This is a genomic window from Microvirga guangxiensis (assembly GCF_900102135.1).
In the GTDB taxonomy this organism is placed as follows: Bacteria; Pseudomonadota; Alphaproteobacteria; order Rhizobiales; family Beijerinckiaceae; genus Microvirga; species Microvirga guangxiensis.
Map to the genome: position 1 here is coordinate 369,148 of NZ_FMVJ01000006.1, position 13,777 is coordinate 382,924.

Here is a 13,777-nt window from a genome sequence, read left to right on the forward strand (position 1 = left end):
TTTAAGCGTAGATCGGAAAGCGGCGAGTCAGCTCGTGAACGCGGGCCTTCACCGATTCCTCGACCGAGGAGTTGTTCTCACCGTTCTTCGCCAGCCCGTCGAGGGTTTCGACGATCAACTCGCCGACCTTCTTGAACTCGGCGACGCCGAAGCCGCGTGACGTGGCGGCGGGGGTGCCGAGGCGGATGCCGGAGGTGACCATCGGCTTCTCGGGATCGAAGGGCACGCCGTTCTTGTTGCAGGTGATGTGGGCACGGCCCAGCGCAGCCTCGGCGGCCTTGCCGGTGAGCTTCTTGGGGCGCAGATCCACCAGCATCAGGTGGTTGTCCGTTCCGCCGGCCACGATGGCATAGCCGTTGGCGAGCATGGTGTCGGCGAGCACCTTGGCGTTCTCGACCACGGAGCGGGCGTAGAGCTTGAACTCGGGGCGCAGCGCCTCGCCGAAGGCCACCGCCTTGGCGGCGATCACGTGCATGAGCGGACCGCCCTGGAGGCCGGGGAAGATCGCGGAATTGACCTTCTTGGCAATGTCCTCGTCATTGGTGAGGATCATGCCGCCGCGCGGGCCGCGCAGGGTCTTGTGGGTGGTGGTGGTGACCACGTGCGCATGGGGGAACGGCGACGGATGCGCGCCGCCGGCGACGAGACCGGCAAAGTGGGCGATGTCGACCATGAAGAAGGCGCCGACCTCGTCCGCGATCTCGCGGAAGCGGGCGAAATCCCAGAAACGGGAATAGGCCGAACCGCCGGCCACGATCACCTTCGGCTTGTGGGTGCGGGCGAGCTCAGCCACCTCGTCCATGTCGATGATCTGGTCGCTTTCGCGGACCTTGTAGCTCACCACGTTGAACCACTTGCCGGACATGTTGACCGGAGAGCCATGGGTCAGATGGCCGCCGCAGGCGAGGTCGAGGCCCATGAAGGTATCGCCCGGCTTCATAAGCGCCATGAACACGGCCTGGTTGGCCTGGGAGCCGGAATTGGGCTGGACGTTGGCGAACTTGCAGTCGAACAGGCGCTTGGCGCGGTCGATGGCCAGTTCCTCGGCGATATCCACGAACTGGCAGCCGCCATAATAGCGGCGGCCCGGATAGCCTTCCGCGTACTTGTTGGTCATCACCGAGCCCTGGGCCTCCAGGACGGCGCGGGAAACGATGTTTTCCGAGGCGATCAACTCGATCTCGTCACGCTGGCGGCCAAGCTCAAGCCCGATGGCGCGGGCGATCTCTGGATCGCTGTCGGCGAGACTGGCCGAGAAAAAGCTGTTGGAGAGATGATTTCTTGCTTCGCTCGCGCTCATGATCGTTCTCGCCTTGCTGTGAGCCCCACCTGTCTGGCGCTCAGTTCCGGATGGCCCTGGCCTTTATCATGAGCTGATGGAACCCGCCAACCCGCCTCAGATGTCGCCACCAGTCTTTTGAAATGCAACAGCCCGCCGGATGGGCGGGCTGCTGACATTCGGGCCTGAAGCCTTAATTCTGGAGGAACATCTCCTGATCCGGCTCGGTCGGGGTGCGGCTGGCCACAGGGATGGAAGCGCCGAGGCCGTCTTTGTTGTAAATGTCGTCGCGGAACTGTACGAGGCCATCCGGGGTGGCCCAGGCGGTCATGTAGATCCAGTGGATCGGAACCGGCTGCGCCAGGCGGGCGTCGATGCGCTCGCCGGACTTGAAGGTGGCGTCGATCTGCTCGCGGCTCCAGCCGGGGGTGTCCTTCAGGAGCCACTCGATGTAGTCGCGCACGTTCTGAATGCGGATGCAGCCCGAGGAAACGAAGCGGAAATCATCGCCGAAGATGCCCTTGGATGGTGTGTCGTGCATGTACACGCCGTGCTGGTTCGGGATGTTGATGCGCACGAACCCCATGGAGTTGAGGTCGCCACCCGGATCCTGACGGAAGCGATAGCGGGTCGCCTCGTCCGAGAACCAGTTGATCTGGCTGGAGGGAACCTCCTGACCCGCCGCATTGAAGATGCGGATGCGGTTCTCGGTCAGGTAGTTCGGCTCCTTCTGCATCTTGGGAATGAGGTCCTTCTTCACCACGGAGGCGGGAGCCGTCCAGAACGGGTTGAAGTTAACCTCGACGATCTTCGAATTCAGCAGCGGCGACTGACGGTCGGCCTTACCCACGCCGGCGGCGTGGCGGGTATGGACCATGCCGCCCTCCACCGTCTCCACGAGAGCGGCGGGGATGTTGGCGACTGCATACCGGTTGGGAAGCCCGCCACCCACGAGGCTGCGCAGGCGCGCCACGTTGATCTCAAGCTGGCGGATGCGGATCTCGACCGGCACGTTCATGGCAGCGACGGTGGAAGATGTTACCGTGCCCGTGGAGCTGATACCGTGGCGGGCCTGGAAGCGGCGGACAGCAGCCTCGACGTAGGAATCGAAAATGGGCGACTCGCCCGCGTTCTGGTCGAGGTCGCCCGTAGTGATAAGGCGATGGCGCAGGGCGACAACGGCGGGGCTCTTGGAGCCGACACGCAGCCCTTGAACGCCCTGAACAGGCTGCCAACCGCCGCGAGCGGCGATGTTGCGGTAGTACTCGATCATCTGCTCCGTGGCGGCGAGGGATTCAGCCGAGAGCATGGGGGTCGAGGTCCGCTGCACGCGGGAGCGGGACACGGCTTCGTAATTCTGCGACCACTCGGCCTGGGTCTGAGCCATGGCCATGGTGGCAGGTGTCAGGACAAGGGCAAGCGATCCGGTCAGGAGGGCACGGCGGGACAGCATGAGCGCAGGCTCTTCTCTGTTAGTTGTGGGTCGGCTTCGGAAACTGCCGGGATTGAATTAACGAACCGTATCGAAAACCAAGAACATCGGGGCCGTTTTATGGCAAAATGTTCCTCGATTACGCTTTAGGTCCTCCAAACCCAGTCAGCCCATGATGTAGCGCCGAACTGTGTTCCAGCAGATACACTTATCCGTGAGGAGCTTGGCCGCAGCCACGTTGACCAAATGGAGCCCTGCCCGCTCGAAAAAGCATATTCCCTGGGAGGATCGAACCTATTCCTCCTGCGCCGCCAGCCAGGACACGGCGATATAGACCGCGATCAAGGTCAGGAAGAACACGATCGTCAGAATCCCGCTTGAGACGATGCCGGGGAAGAAGGCGGCGAGAATCAGGTGGCTCATGACAGCCAAGAGCCACATGATCCCGCCCCAAGTGCTCGCCATCCAAAGACCCACGGCAGCGATCAGGTCGATCAGAGCGAAATAGATGATCGTGGCCTGGTAGCCTGTAGAACGGGCTTCGAATTGCCCGATCGGGGTCCAGATCCCGAGGATCACGGCCCAGGAGCTAAGCCCCTTCATGATCCAGATGATCGCCAGAACCCGCATGAACCAGGTGAGGATGAAGCCCCAGCGCATGGCGGCCGGAGCGGGCTGACGCTCCTCGATCCGGTCGGAGAGATAATCCCGCGCCGCATCGTGGGGCATACCGTTGTTGCCGTTACGCGGCATCAGGCGATCTCCATTTCCTGCGGGCCGAGGCTCGCAAAGTAGCGGTCGACATCCTCGCTCTTCACGTCATTGAGCTTGGCCGGCTCCCAGCGAGGCTGATTGTCTTTGTCGATCAGAACCGCCCGAACCCCTTCGAAGAAATCTCCGCCCTCGCCAATCCGCGAGACGATACGGAATTCGGTTTTCATTGCCTCCTCGAAGTCGAGGGACGCGCCCCGGCGGATCTGCTCGAAGGCAATGCTCATGCTCGTGGGGGACTTCGTCCGCATGCCTGCCGCCGTCTTTGCGGCAAAGTCCGAACCCTTATCCGCCGCTTCGTCGAGGCGCTGTAAGACGGCGGCCACGCTCTCCGCGGAGAAGCAGGAATCGATCACGGCCCGATGTTCCGAGAGGGGGCCGAGTCCGGGATCGACGGCAGCCCTGGCCAAAGCTGCCTCGACGGGCTTGCCGTCGATGAGATCTTGGCGAAGGTCCGCCATTCCCTCGCTGGCCACAGAATGCGTGGCTAAGCCCAGCATGATCGCGTCGGCCCGCTTCACCCGCTCACCCGTCAATGCGAGATAGGCCCCCATCGCTCCGGGCAGCCGCGGCAGGGCATAGGTTGCGCCTACATCCGGAAAGAAGCCGATACCGACTTCCGGCATCGCGAAAAGGTAGCGCTCACCCGCGACTCTGTGGGAGCCGTGGAGGGACACGCCCACGCCCCCACCCATGACGATGCCGTCGAGAAGAGCGATATAAGGCTTGGGATAGCGCTTGATCCGTATGTTGAGCTGATATTCCTCGCGCCAGAATGCGAGCGCCTCATCCCTCTCTCCAGCCTGGAGAAGCTCCGTAAGACGGCGGATGTCGCCACCGGCGCAAAAGGCCTTCTCGCCCGCACCTTGGACGAGGATGCGCGTGACCTGCGGGTCATCGGCCCAGGCATCGAGGGCCCGGCGCATCTCGCGCACCATGTTCAATGTCAGGGCATTGAGGGCGCGCGGACGGTTGAGGGTGATGACCCCGGCCTGACCTTGCTTCTCGCAGATGATTTCCGCGGTCTCGTCCATGGAGCGCTTCCTCACTTGTCTCTGTTTTGGATTAAACAGGCCACAAGGTTACCGTCAATGCATGGCAGCCTTGTGCCGGTTTTCCCTCTGTAATGGCCCTGATGCGGCCCCCAGCACTTTTTTAGAGCGATTTAAATGTGCTAACCCTCTCCCACGCGCCGGCGCATCGAAGCCCGCGCCGGATGAGGATCATGTCGAAACTATCGCCGTTCCCCCGCCCTGCCGCATCAGAAGTCGCTTCTTCTCTCAACCTGTCCCACCGCCCGCGACGCAATCGCAAGGCTGAATGGTCCAGGCGGCTGGTGCGCGAGAACGTGCTGACGACGAACGATCTGATCTGGCCGCTCTTCGTGGTCGAAGGTGCAAGCGGCCGCCAGCCGGTGAATTCCATGCCGGGCGTCGAGCGCCTGAGCATTGCGGAGGTGGTAAAGGAAGCTGAGCGGGCAGCAGTTCTGAACATTCCTGCCATCGCGCTCTTTCCCTATACCGATCCGTCACTCCGCGACCCGACGGGGTCGGAGTCCCTCAACCCGCACAATCTCGTCAATCGTGCAGTGCGCGAGATCAAGCGCGCCGTGCCCGAGATCGGCGTGATCACCGACATCGCCCTCGACCCCTACACCAGCCACGGACATGACGGTGTGATGGAGGGCGACAGAATTCTCAACGACGAAACGGTTGCGCTGCTCGCCAAGCAGGCCGTTCTGCAGGCAGAAGCCGGGTCCGACGTCATCGCGCCCTCCGATATGATGGACGGACGCGTGGCCGCCATCCGCGAAGCGCTCGATGCCGCAGGTTTCTCCGATGTGCAGATCATGGCCTATGCGGCGAAATACGCTTCGGCCTTCTATGGCCCGTTCCGCGATGCCATCGGCACCAGCGCCACGCTCGTCGGCGATAAGCGCACCTACCAGATGGACCCTGCCAACACGAACGAGGCCATGCGCGAAGTTGCCCTCGATCTTGAGGAAGGCGCGGACATGATCATGGTCAAGCCCGGCATGCCCTATCTCGACATCGTGCAGCGCGTGAAGGAAGCCTTCGCGGTGCCCACCTTCGCCTATCAGGTGTCCGGCGAATACGCGATGATCCAGGCTGCCGCCCAGAACGGCTGGATCGACGGCGAGCGGGCCATGATGGAAAGCCTGCTCGCCTTCAAACGTGCTGGCGCAGACGGCATCCTCACCTATTTCGCGCCCCGGGTAGCGGAGAAGCTGAAGGCTCAGTTCTGATCCGCGCCTAAGATCCTCCATGATAGGGGCAGGCATCCTCCGGGCATGGCGAGTAATCGCCTGTCTGGCAGGTCTTTGCCTGCTCTCGGCGTGCGGATTGTCCATTGATGCCGATCAGGCACGGGTGTGCCGCTCCACCCTGCCCGCGCTCAATCCAGGTGCTGTGATAGCGGTTCAGCGCATTCAGAAGGGGGCCGCTCCCCGCAGCCTGAAGGTACTCTACACCGCGCAATTTCCGGACCGTCCGCCGCTCGACCGCTCCGCCATCTGCACCTTTGCCGCCGAAGGCCTATCGATCGACAAGGCGGAACTAACGGGCCTTGCCACCGAGGAAGGGCCGGTCTCGGGCGCCAGCCTCTATATGCTCAAGCAGTATTATCTCAACACACCGGAAGGGGTGGCAGCCGATCCCGGAAGCCCGTCCGATGCCGCGTTGATCGAGCTTCCCCCCAGCCTCGCCTATTGGCTGCAGCAGATTCTGGTGAGCCTGCCGCGAACGGCGATCTATGCCCTTCTCTCCGTGTCCTTCGCGCTGGTGTTCGGCTTGAGCGGACGGATCAATCTCGCCTTCGGCGAACTCGCCGCCGTTGGCTCGGCGGCAACGGTATCGGGAGCGGCTATCGTCCTGGTTTCAGGCCTGGACTCTCCGCTTCTCGGCATCGGAGCGGGCCTCATCGGCGCGCTCTTTGCCGGTGCCATGCATAGTTCTGTCGGCGGCTATTTCACCATCAGCCGCATCGACACGGCGAGTTCCCAGCCGAGCCTCATCGCGACGGTCGGCTTGTCGCTCGCTCTGATGGAATATCTCCGTCTCGTGCAGAGCCCCGTCACGATCTGGCTGCCTCCGATCTGGGCAGACGCCTGGCCCATCGCACGCGCGGATGATTTCCAAGTGAGCCTCACGCCGATCAGCCTGATGACGGCAGGCATAGGCCTGACCGCCGCCCTCGGCCTCCTGTGGCTGATGAGGGCAACGGGTTTCGGGCGGGCATGGCGGGCTTATGCAGACGATCCGCGCGCGGCGGCGATCATGGGCGTGAACGGCCCTCGCCTCCTTACTCAGAGCCTCGCCTTGGCAGGCGCCATGGCCGGCCTCTCAGGCATGCTGATCGTGGTGCAATATGGCGGCTTGGGGTTTGCCGGCGGCTTCCAGTATGGCCTCAAGGCGCTGATCGGCGCGATCATTGGAGGCATCGGCTCCGTGCCAGGGGCCTTGTTAGGTGGTTTCATTATTGGGCTGTTCGAAACCGTCTGGTCGGCTTATCTACCCATCGAGGGACGGGACGTGGCGCTTTACACCGCGCTCGTCGTCTTCCTGATCTTCAGGCCGGGCGGATTGCTGGGCTTTCAGGAGACAACACCAAGGCCCGTTTAAGGGCTATAATAAAAATTTCGGAGGAAGCCTTGGCCGATCATGCCATCACCCTTCAGGACGTGGAGCGCGCCGCCAGCGCCATTCAGGGGCAGGTTCTGCGCACGCCCCTCGTGCCCGCGCCGCGCCTGTCCCAGATCACCGGCGCCACCGTCTGCGTGAAGCACGAGAACATGCAGCCGACAGGCTCCTTCAAGGAGCGCGGCGCAGTGAACAAGCTGGAGAGCCTCTCTCCCGAGGAGCGCCAGCGCGGCGTGATCGCCATGTCGGCGGGGAACCATGCACAGGCCGTGGCCTATCACGCCCGCCGCCTTGGCATTCCATCCGTCATCGTCATGCCGGAAAGCGCGCCTCTGGTGAAGGCGGAGAACACCCGCGCCTACGGTGCGCGTGTAGTGCTGTTCGGCGAGACGCTCTACGAATCCGCCGCGAAGGCAAGGGAGATCGCCGAGGCCGAAAGCCTTGTTTTCGTCCATCCGTATGACGATCCGAAGGTCATGGCGGGCCAAGGCACCATCGGCATGGAGATGCTGGCGGATGCTCCTGATCTCGACCAGATCGTCGTACCCATCGGCGGCGGGGGTCTGATCTCGGGCATCGCCGTTGCCGCGAAAGCCCTGAAGCCCTCCATCGAAATCATCGGCGTGGAGGCTGCCCTCTATCCATCATTCACCAACGCCATCAGAGGCGAGGACCGCCCCATCGGCGGCGCGACGCTGGCCGAAGGCATCGCCGTGAAGACCGTGGGACAACTGCCTCTCCCTATCGTACGCGATCTGGTTTCAGACATCATCGCGGTTGAGGAACCTCTGATCGAACGCGCGGTCAACGCTTATGCCACCCTGCAGCGGACCATGGCCGAGGGTGCAGGCGCAGCAGGCCTTGCCGCCATGCTGGCCGAGCCGAAGCGGTTCGAGGGCAAAAGGGTCGGCCTCGTGCTCTGCGGCGGCAATATCGACGCCCGCATCCTTGCCTCCGTCATGGTCCGCGAGCTTGAACGGGACGACCGGATCGCGTCCTTCCGGATCACGACCAACGACAGGCCGGGGCTCCTTGGCCGTGTGGCTACGCTCCTGGGCGACCTCGGGGCGAATATCCTCGAAGTCTCCCATGGCAGGCTCTTCCTCGATGTACCCGCCAAAGGCGTTTCCATCGACATCACTATCGAAACGCGCGACAGACAACATACATTGGAGGTGTACGAGGCTCTGAAGGCGGAGGGTCTCGCGCCGCAGCGGATCGATTCCCGCTGTCTGTCGGAAACCGCCTATTGAGGATTTGAGACCATGGTCAACCGGCCCTATCCGCCGACCGTCGACTACAACACCTATCCGGTTGATACCCGTCTGACGGAAGGCGTCATCGCTCGCCGGTTCTGGGCCTACCTGATCGACCTTCTGGTTATCGCGCTCTGGGTGGTGCTGATTTCCATCGGCATCTTCTTCCTCGGGCTCATCACCCTCGGCCTCGGCTGGGGCCTGTTCTTCGCTCTGCCGCTGACCGCGTTGATCTTCATCGTCTACAACGCGGTGACCATCGGTGGGCGGAGCCAGGCGACTGTCGGCATGCGCACGATGGGACTGCGTGTCATCGATCCATCGACGGGCCGGGGCGCTTCCATGCTGGCTGCCGCCGTGCATGCGCTGTTCTTCTATGTCGCGATTTCCACCTTCCTGCTCTGGGCCTGCGATGTCCTTGTCGGTTTCCTGCGAAACGACGGGCGTTTCATCCGTGACCTGCTTACGGGCATGATGGTCGTACGCGCGGAATAACAAGGCTGCGACATCCCCCCTCTTTCCCTGGACGTAGCGGGCACCAATGTTATCCTTGAGCGTTGATTCAGCGCTCAAGGTTTCTCCACAAGGCTTTCCGGCTTGACGAGTCATTCCCGCGACGCACCGCAGTTCTACCTCACCTCGCCCTCCGCATGCCCCTATCTGCCAGGCAAGGAGGAGCGGAAAGTTTTCACGCATATCGTCGGTCGGCGTGGACGCGAGCTGAACGAGATCCTCACCCAGGGCGGCTTCCGCCGCTCCCAGACGATTGCCTATCGACCCGCCTGCGACACCTGCCGCGCCTGCGTTTCCGTGCGTGTGCTCGCGGACGAGTTCAGGCCTTCAGAGAATCTCAAGCGCGTTCTCAAGACCAATGCCGATCTGATCGGCAATGAGACCCCCAATCGCCCGACGTCAGAGCAATATGCACTCTTCCGCCGCTATGTTGACGCACGCCACGCAGATGGCGGCATGGCGGATATGTCGGTTCTCGATTACTCCATGATGGTCGAGGACAGCCATGTGGATACGCAACTGATCGAATACCGTCGACGCGGCATCGACAGCGGCATCACCGGACGAGGTGAAGGCGACCTCATCGCTGTCAGCCTGGTCGACCAGATGAGCGACGGTCTATCGATGGTCTATTCCTTTTTCGATCCCGACCATCAGGCTAGAAGCCTCGGCACATACATGATCCTCGACCACATTCGCCGCGCCAAGGCCATGGGCCTGCCCTACCTCTATCTCGGCTACTGGGTCGAAGGCTCGAAGAAGATGGGATACAAAGCTCGCTTCACCCCGCAGGAGCGCCTCGGCGCTCACGGCTGGGTCCGGGTCGGATAGCTCTCCCCGTTCATAAAATTCCAGTAGGGTCTTCCGCGCGCTCGGGAGCCCGGAGCGTCCATCAAATCACCGACGGCGAGAACTCAAGCGATGTTGAAGCGGATCTGATCAGCATCGCTTGAGCCGCTTTCAAGAAAAAGGCCCGTCTTTCGACGAGCCTTTCAGCGTCACTCTCCGAATTTGTTCGACTTTGGGAAGCCTTTCGGCGGCAGGCGTCCGGCTTCGGTGCGGTCGCCCATCCAGTCCCGCAGGTCTTCCTTCGCCACCGTCCAGTTGCGTCCGGACGTATCCTTCCAGGTCAGGCCCTCTTTCAGCGTGAAGACCTTGGCATCGGAGACGCCGCCGTCCTTATAGCGCTGGAGGCGGACACCCTTGCCGCGGGTCATCTCCGGCACCTGCTTTGCGGGAAAAATCAACAGCTTGCGGTTCTCGCCGATGATCGCGACGTGATCCCCCTGAGCATCGGTGCAGACCGCCATAGTCGCCGGCGCATCAAGGTTGAGAATCTGTTTGCCCTTGCGGGTATTGGCGACAATCTCGTCGCTCGGCACGATGAAGCCGCGTCCGTCGGCGGAGACCACAAGGAGCTTCGAGCCAGCCTTGTACGGGAAGGCGGCGATGAAGTCGGCGCCCTCCTCCAGATCGACCATGAGGCGGATCGGATCGCCGAATCCGCGTCCACCGGGTAGCTTCGACGCGTCGAGCGTGAAGAAGCGTCCGTTCGTCGCCGCCACGATGATCTTGGATGTAGTCTCGGCGAAGAACGCCGTCTTGAGCTTGTCGTCGCCACGGAACTGCAGCGAGGAGAGATCCTCCTGATGCCCCTTCATGGCGCGGACCCAGCCCTTTTCGGAGACGATCACCGTGATCGGTTCACGTTCGATCATGGCCTCCGCGAAATCGATATCGGAGGTGTCGGGAGCCTGATCGAAAGTGGTGCGGCGCTTGCCGAGCGCGGTATCCGGACCGAAGGTCTTGCGGACCTCCTTGATCTCACTGGCGACCGTCTTCCACTGGATCTTCTCGGAACCGAGCAGTTCCTCGATCGTCGCCTTCTCGTCCTGCAGGTTCTTCTGCTCGCGCTTCAGCTCCATCTCCTCGAGCTTGCGAAGGGAGCGCAGGCGCGTGTCGAGAATAGCGTTGGCCTGAACCTCGGTGAGCTTGAAGACGCGCATCAGCTCCTGCTTCGGCTCGTCCTCCTCGCGGATGATTTTGATCACCCGGTCGAGGTCGAGATAAACGATGAGCAGGCCGCCCAAGATCTCCAAGCGCCGGTCGATGGCGGACAAGCGGAACTTGGAGCGGCGGATCAGCACCTCGCGGCGATGGTCGAGCCACTCGCGCAGGCACTCGGCGAGGCTTAATACCTTCGGCACCTTGCCACCGGCGAGCACGTTCACGTTCATCGGAATGCGGCTCTCGAGCTCCGTGAGCTTGAAGAGCGATTCCATGAGGATGATCGGATCGACCGTCTTCGCACGCGGCTCCAGGACCACGCGGATGTCTTCTGCCGACTCATCGCGCACGTCAGCAAGCAGCGGCAGCTTCTTGTCCTGCAGAAGTTCAGCGATCTTTTCGATCAGGCGGGACTTCGGCACCGAATACGGAATCTCGGTAACGACGATCTGCCAATTGCCGCGACCGAGATCCTCCTTGTTCCAACGGGCACGCACGCGGAAAGAGCCGCGGCCCGTGCTGTAGGTCTCGGCCATCGAAGCAGGCGTATCGACGATGATGCCGCCGGTCGGAAGATCGGGACCCTGCACGAACTGCATCAGCTGCTCGGTCGAAGCATTGGGCTTCGAAATGAGGTGCAGCGCGGCGTCGCACAGCTCGGCGGCGTTGTGCGGCGGGATGGAGGTCGCCATGCCGACTGCGATGCCCTGCGAGCCATTCGCGAGCAGGTTCGGGAACGCGGCGGGCAGAACCACCGGTTCTTCGTTCGCCTGATCGTATGTCTCGCGGAAATCGACGGAATCCTCGTCGATGCCATCCAGCAGCAGGCGTGCAACTTCCGTCAGCTTCGCCTCGGTGTAGCGCATGGCGGCGGCGCCATCGCCGTCGATGTTGCCGAAGTTGCCCTGCCCGTCCGCCAGCGGATAACGCTGCGCGAAATCCTGCGCCATGCGGACCAGCGCATCGTAGATGGATTGGTCGCCGTGCGGGTGATACTGACCCATAACGTCGCCGACGATGCGGGCGCATTTCTTCGGCGCCGACTTGGGGTCGAGCTTCAAAAGACGCATGGCGTGAAGGATGCGACGGTGGACGGGTTTCAGCCCATCTCGCGCGTCCGGCAGCGCCCGGTGCATGATCGTGGAGAGAGCATATGCGAGATAGCGCTCTTCCAAGGCGTCCTTGAGATTGATGTTCTCGATCTCGCCGCCAGACGGTGGATTGACCGGCTTACCCATTACCTGAATTCCTCAATACCGAATCGCTTCTTTATCACTTGAAATGAGAACATAACAGAAACAAACCTCATTCGTCCCCAGCTGTTGCCAGTGCGACGAAACGCGTCCGCTCAGCCGGCGCCTGCTGCCCCTGCGGATCGAAGACGTTCTGATGCAGGAAGAAGTCCGTGAGTGCAAATCCCGCCTTGATCTCGCTCTCGCTCGGTCGGTTGGCCCGACTTTGGCCGATCAGGAAGCCAGGGAGCTTGAGAAGACGGTCTTTGTAAGGCTCGCCTGCCGTAGCGCTGACTGCCCGTCCGCTCCTTGGGGAGACGTAGACTAGGTCACGCTCCGTACCGGTAGCTGCGCAGGAACTGAGATCGAGGCCGAAGCCAAGCTCGGTCAGCATGGCAAGTTCGAAACGCACGAAAAGTGCTGGCGCAAGATCGGGGTCGTCCAGGTGGTCCACCAGAACGGTCAGGGTTTCATAGAGGGCAAAATGGGGGTCTCGCTCCGGCACGAACCGCAGGAGGTTCGCCAGGGCGGCCAGCCCATAGAGCGCCATAGAGGAGCCCATGAGGCGTGACGCCCGGAGGTTCAGACCCTCGACCTGAAAGTTTCCGAGATGTTCGTCGAGGCGTGCCCGCCACGTCGCCTGAACCGTATTTCCGGGTTGGAGCACCGCCTGCAGGGTCTTGGAGCGGCCGCCATGCACGAGGCCCGAATGGCGGCCGTGCTCACGCGTCATCAGCTCGAGGATGACGCTCGTCTCGCCATGTTTGCGGACGCCGAGAACGACGCCTTCATCGGTCCATTGCATCGGGTGCGGGTGCTCTTGGTGGGCTAAGCCCTGATGTAAGCATTGGGTGGGCTTTTCGCCATATTTTCCAAGAGCATTGGGCCAAAATGTTAAGATATTTCCCAAGGTCGGCAGCACGTGAAAAATGGAACCATTGGAGCAGCTTGGCATTCACGAACATCCTAGGATGCACATGTGAATTGAGGTCATGAAGATCACCAACCTGTTTCTGGCGAGTACCGCTATTCCGTTGATGATGCTGTCGGCAAACGCCTCTGCGCTCCAGCCGCAGCCCCCCGCTGCCATCACTCTGGCCCAAGCCGAACCTGGCGAGCAGCCCCCGAGGGCGCGTCAGAGACCCGGAGGTCAGGATGAAGAAGGCGCGCCCGGTCAGCCGCGTCGCCCGGGCCGTCCCGGGGGCGGCGAGGAAGGTGGTCAGCGGCCCCAGCGTGGCGGTGGCGGTCCCGGCGGAGGCGCGCCTGAGGCACCCCGTGCAGCCCCCCGCCCGAGCCCGGAGCGGGAGCCACCTGCGGCGGCACCGCGTCCTGCTCAAGAGCAACGTCAGGAACCGCGGCGAGAACAGCGCCAGCCGGCAGAACGCGCTACCCCGGCAGCTCCTGCCGAGCCGAGGCCAGCCCCTGCGGAACGAGCTCAGGACCAGGCACCTGCGAGGCCTCAGCGCCCAGACGCTCAGGAGCGTGAGCGTTCCCCCCGCCCCAATGCACAGGAGCGCGAACAGCGTCCCGCAGAGCGCCAGCGCCCTCAGACTCCCGATGCCCCGGCGCGGCCTTCGACGCCCCCTGCTCCTCAACAGGCCACGCCGCCTGCCCCGGCAGAGCCTAGA

The 13,777-nt window shown here is 62.6% G+C and carries 11 protein-coding genes; 5 read left to right on the forward strand and 6 right to left on the reverse strand.

Going from position 1 to position 13,777, the window contains the following annotated elements; translation table 11 throughout:
* Position 1 precedes the first annotated feature (1 nt).
* The 4 genes from glyA to BLP10_RS12745 all read right to left on the reverse strand — a co-directional run bounded on the left by glyA (position 2) and on the right by BLP10_RS12745 (position 4,516).
* Positions 2–1,300, reverse strand: a complete 1,299-nt coding sequence (gene glyA, locus BLP10_RS12730; protein WP_091134954.1) for a serine hydroxymethyltransferase — start codon at positions 1,298–1,300, stop codon at positions 2–4.
* A 172-nt stretch (positions 1,301–1,472) separates the two neighbouring features.
* Positions 1,473–2,732 carry a L,D-transpeptidase family protein gene (locus BLP10_RS12735; protein WP_091134955.1) on the reverse strand — a complete coding sequence of 420 codons (1,260 nt, stop codon included), beginning with the start codon at positions 2,730–2,732 and terminating at the stop codon, positions 1,473–1,475.
* 273 nt (positions 2,733–3,005) lie between these two features.
* Entirely contained in the window at positions 3,006–3,464 is a 459-nt protein-coding gene (locus tag BLP10_RS12740; RefSeq protein WP_091134958.1) for a DUF6163 family protein, read from the reverse strand.
* On the reverse strand, positions 3,464–4,516 hold the full coding sequence (locus tag BLP10_RS12745; RefSeq protein WP_091134960.1) for an enoyl-CoA hydratase/isomerase family protein: 1,053 nt from the start codon (positions 4,514–4,516) through the stop codon (positions 3,464–3,466). Before BLP10_RS12745 ends, BLP10_RS12740 begins: the two co-directional genes overlap by 1 nt.
* Positions 4,517–4,707: 191 nt before the next feature.
* Here BLP10_RS12745 and hemB point away from each other — a divergent pair, with 191 nt between their 5' ends.
* From hemB to BLP10_RS12770, 5 genes are all read left to right on the forward strand, one after another.
* On the forward strand, positions 4,708–5,748 hold the full coding sequence (hemB, locus tag BLP10_RS12750) for a porphobilinogen synthase (RefSeq protein ID WP_091134962.1): 1,041 nt from the start codon (positions 4,708–4,710) through the stop codon (positions 5,746–5,748).
* Between the two features lie 97 nt (positions 5,749–5,845).
* Entirely contained in the window at positions 5,846–7,123 is a 1,278-nt protein-coding gene (locus BLP10_RS12755) for a branched-chain amino acid ABC transporter permease (RefSeq protein ID WP_175493900.1), read from the forward strand.
* 29 nt (positions 7,124–7,152) lie between these two features.
* Positions 7,153–8,394 (forward strand): threonine ammonia-lyase, encoded by a 1,242-nt coding sequence (locus BLP10_RS12760; protein WP_091134966.1) that lies wholly within the window; start codon positions 7,153–7,155, stop codon positions 8,392–8,394.
* Positions 8,395–8,406: 12 nt separating this feature from the next.
* Positions 8,407–8,892, forward strand: a complete 486-nt coding sequence (locus tag BLP10_RS12765) for an RDD family protein (protein WP_091134968.1) — start codon at positions 8,407–8,409, stop codon at positions 8,890–8,892.
* A 102-nt stretch (positions 8,893–8,994) separates the two neighbouring features.
* On the forward strand, positions 8,995–9,741 hold the full coding sequence (locus BLP10_RS12770) for an arginyltransferase (protein WP_091134970.1): 747 nt from the start codon (positions 8,995–8,997) through the stop codon (positions 9,739–9,741).
* A 167-nt stretch (positions 9,742–9,908) separates the two neighbouring features.
* On the opposite strand, the gene parC is transcribed toward BLP10_RS12770, so the two are convergent.
* The gene (parC, locus tag BLP10_RS12775) at positions 9,909–12,155 is read right to left on the reverse strand and encodes a DNA topoisomerase IV subunit A (protein ID WP_091134972.1); all 2,247 of its coding nucleotides are present in this window, start codon (positions 12,153–12,155) and stop codon (positions 9,909–9,911) included.
* Positions 12,156–12,222: 67 nt separating this feature from the next.
* On the reverse strand, positions 12,223–12,954 hold the full coding sequence (recO, locus tag BLP10_RS12780) for a DNA repair protein RecO (RefSeq protein WP_091134974.1): 732 nt from the start codon (positions 12,952–12,954) through the stop codon (positions 12,223–12,225).
* Positions 12,955–13,777 lie beyond the last annotated feature (823 nt).

Excerpts from the sequence above, each read along its gene's own strand:
- glyA (WP_091134954.1), bottom strand. The coding sequence starts at position 1,300 with ATGAGCGCGAGCGAAGCAAGAAATCATCTCTCCAACAGCTTTTTCTCG.
- BLP10_RS12735 (WP_091134955.1), bottom strand. The coding sequence starts at position 2,732 with ATGCTGTCCCGCCGTGCCCTCCTGACCGGATCGCTTGCCCTTGTCCTG.
- BLP10_RS12740 (WP_091134958.1), bottom strand. The coding sequence starts at position 3,464 with ATGCCGCGTAACGGCAACAACGGTATGCCCCACGATGCGGCGCGGGAT.
- BLP10_RS12745 (WP_091134960.1), bottom strand. The coding sequence starts at position 4,516 with ATGGACGAGACCGCGGAAATCATCTGCGAGAAGCAAGGTCAGGCCGGG.
- hemB (WP_091134962.1), top strand. The coding sequence starts at position 4,708 with ATGTCGAAACTATCGCCGTTCCCCCGCCCTGCCGCATCAGAAGTCGCT.
- BLP10_RS12765 (WP_091134968.1), top strand. The coding sequence starts at position 8,407 with ATGGTCAACCGGCCCTATCCGCCGACCGTCGACTACAACACCTATCCG.
- parC (WP_091134972.1), bottom strand. The coding sequence starts at position 12,155 with ATGGGTAAGCCGGTCAATCCACCGTCTGGCGGCGAGATCGAGAACATC.
- recO (WP_091134974.1), bottom strand. The coding sequence starts at position 12,954 with ATGCAATGGACCGATGAAGGCGTCGTTCTCGGCGTCCGCAAACATGGC.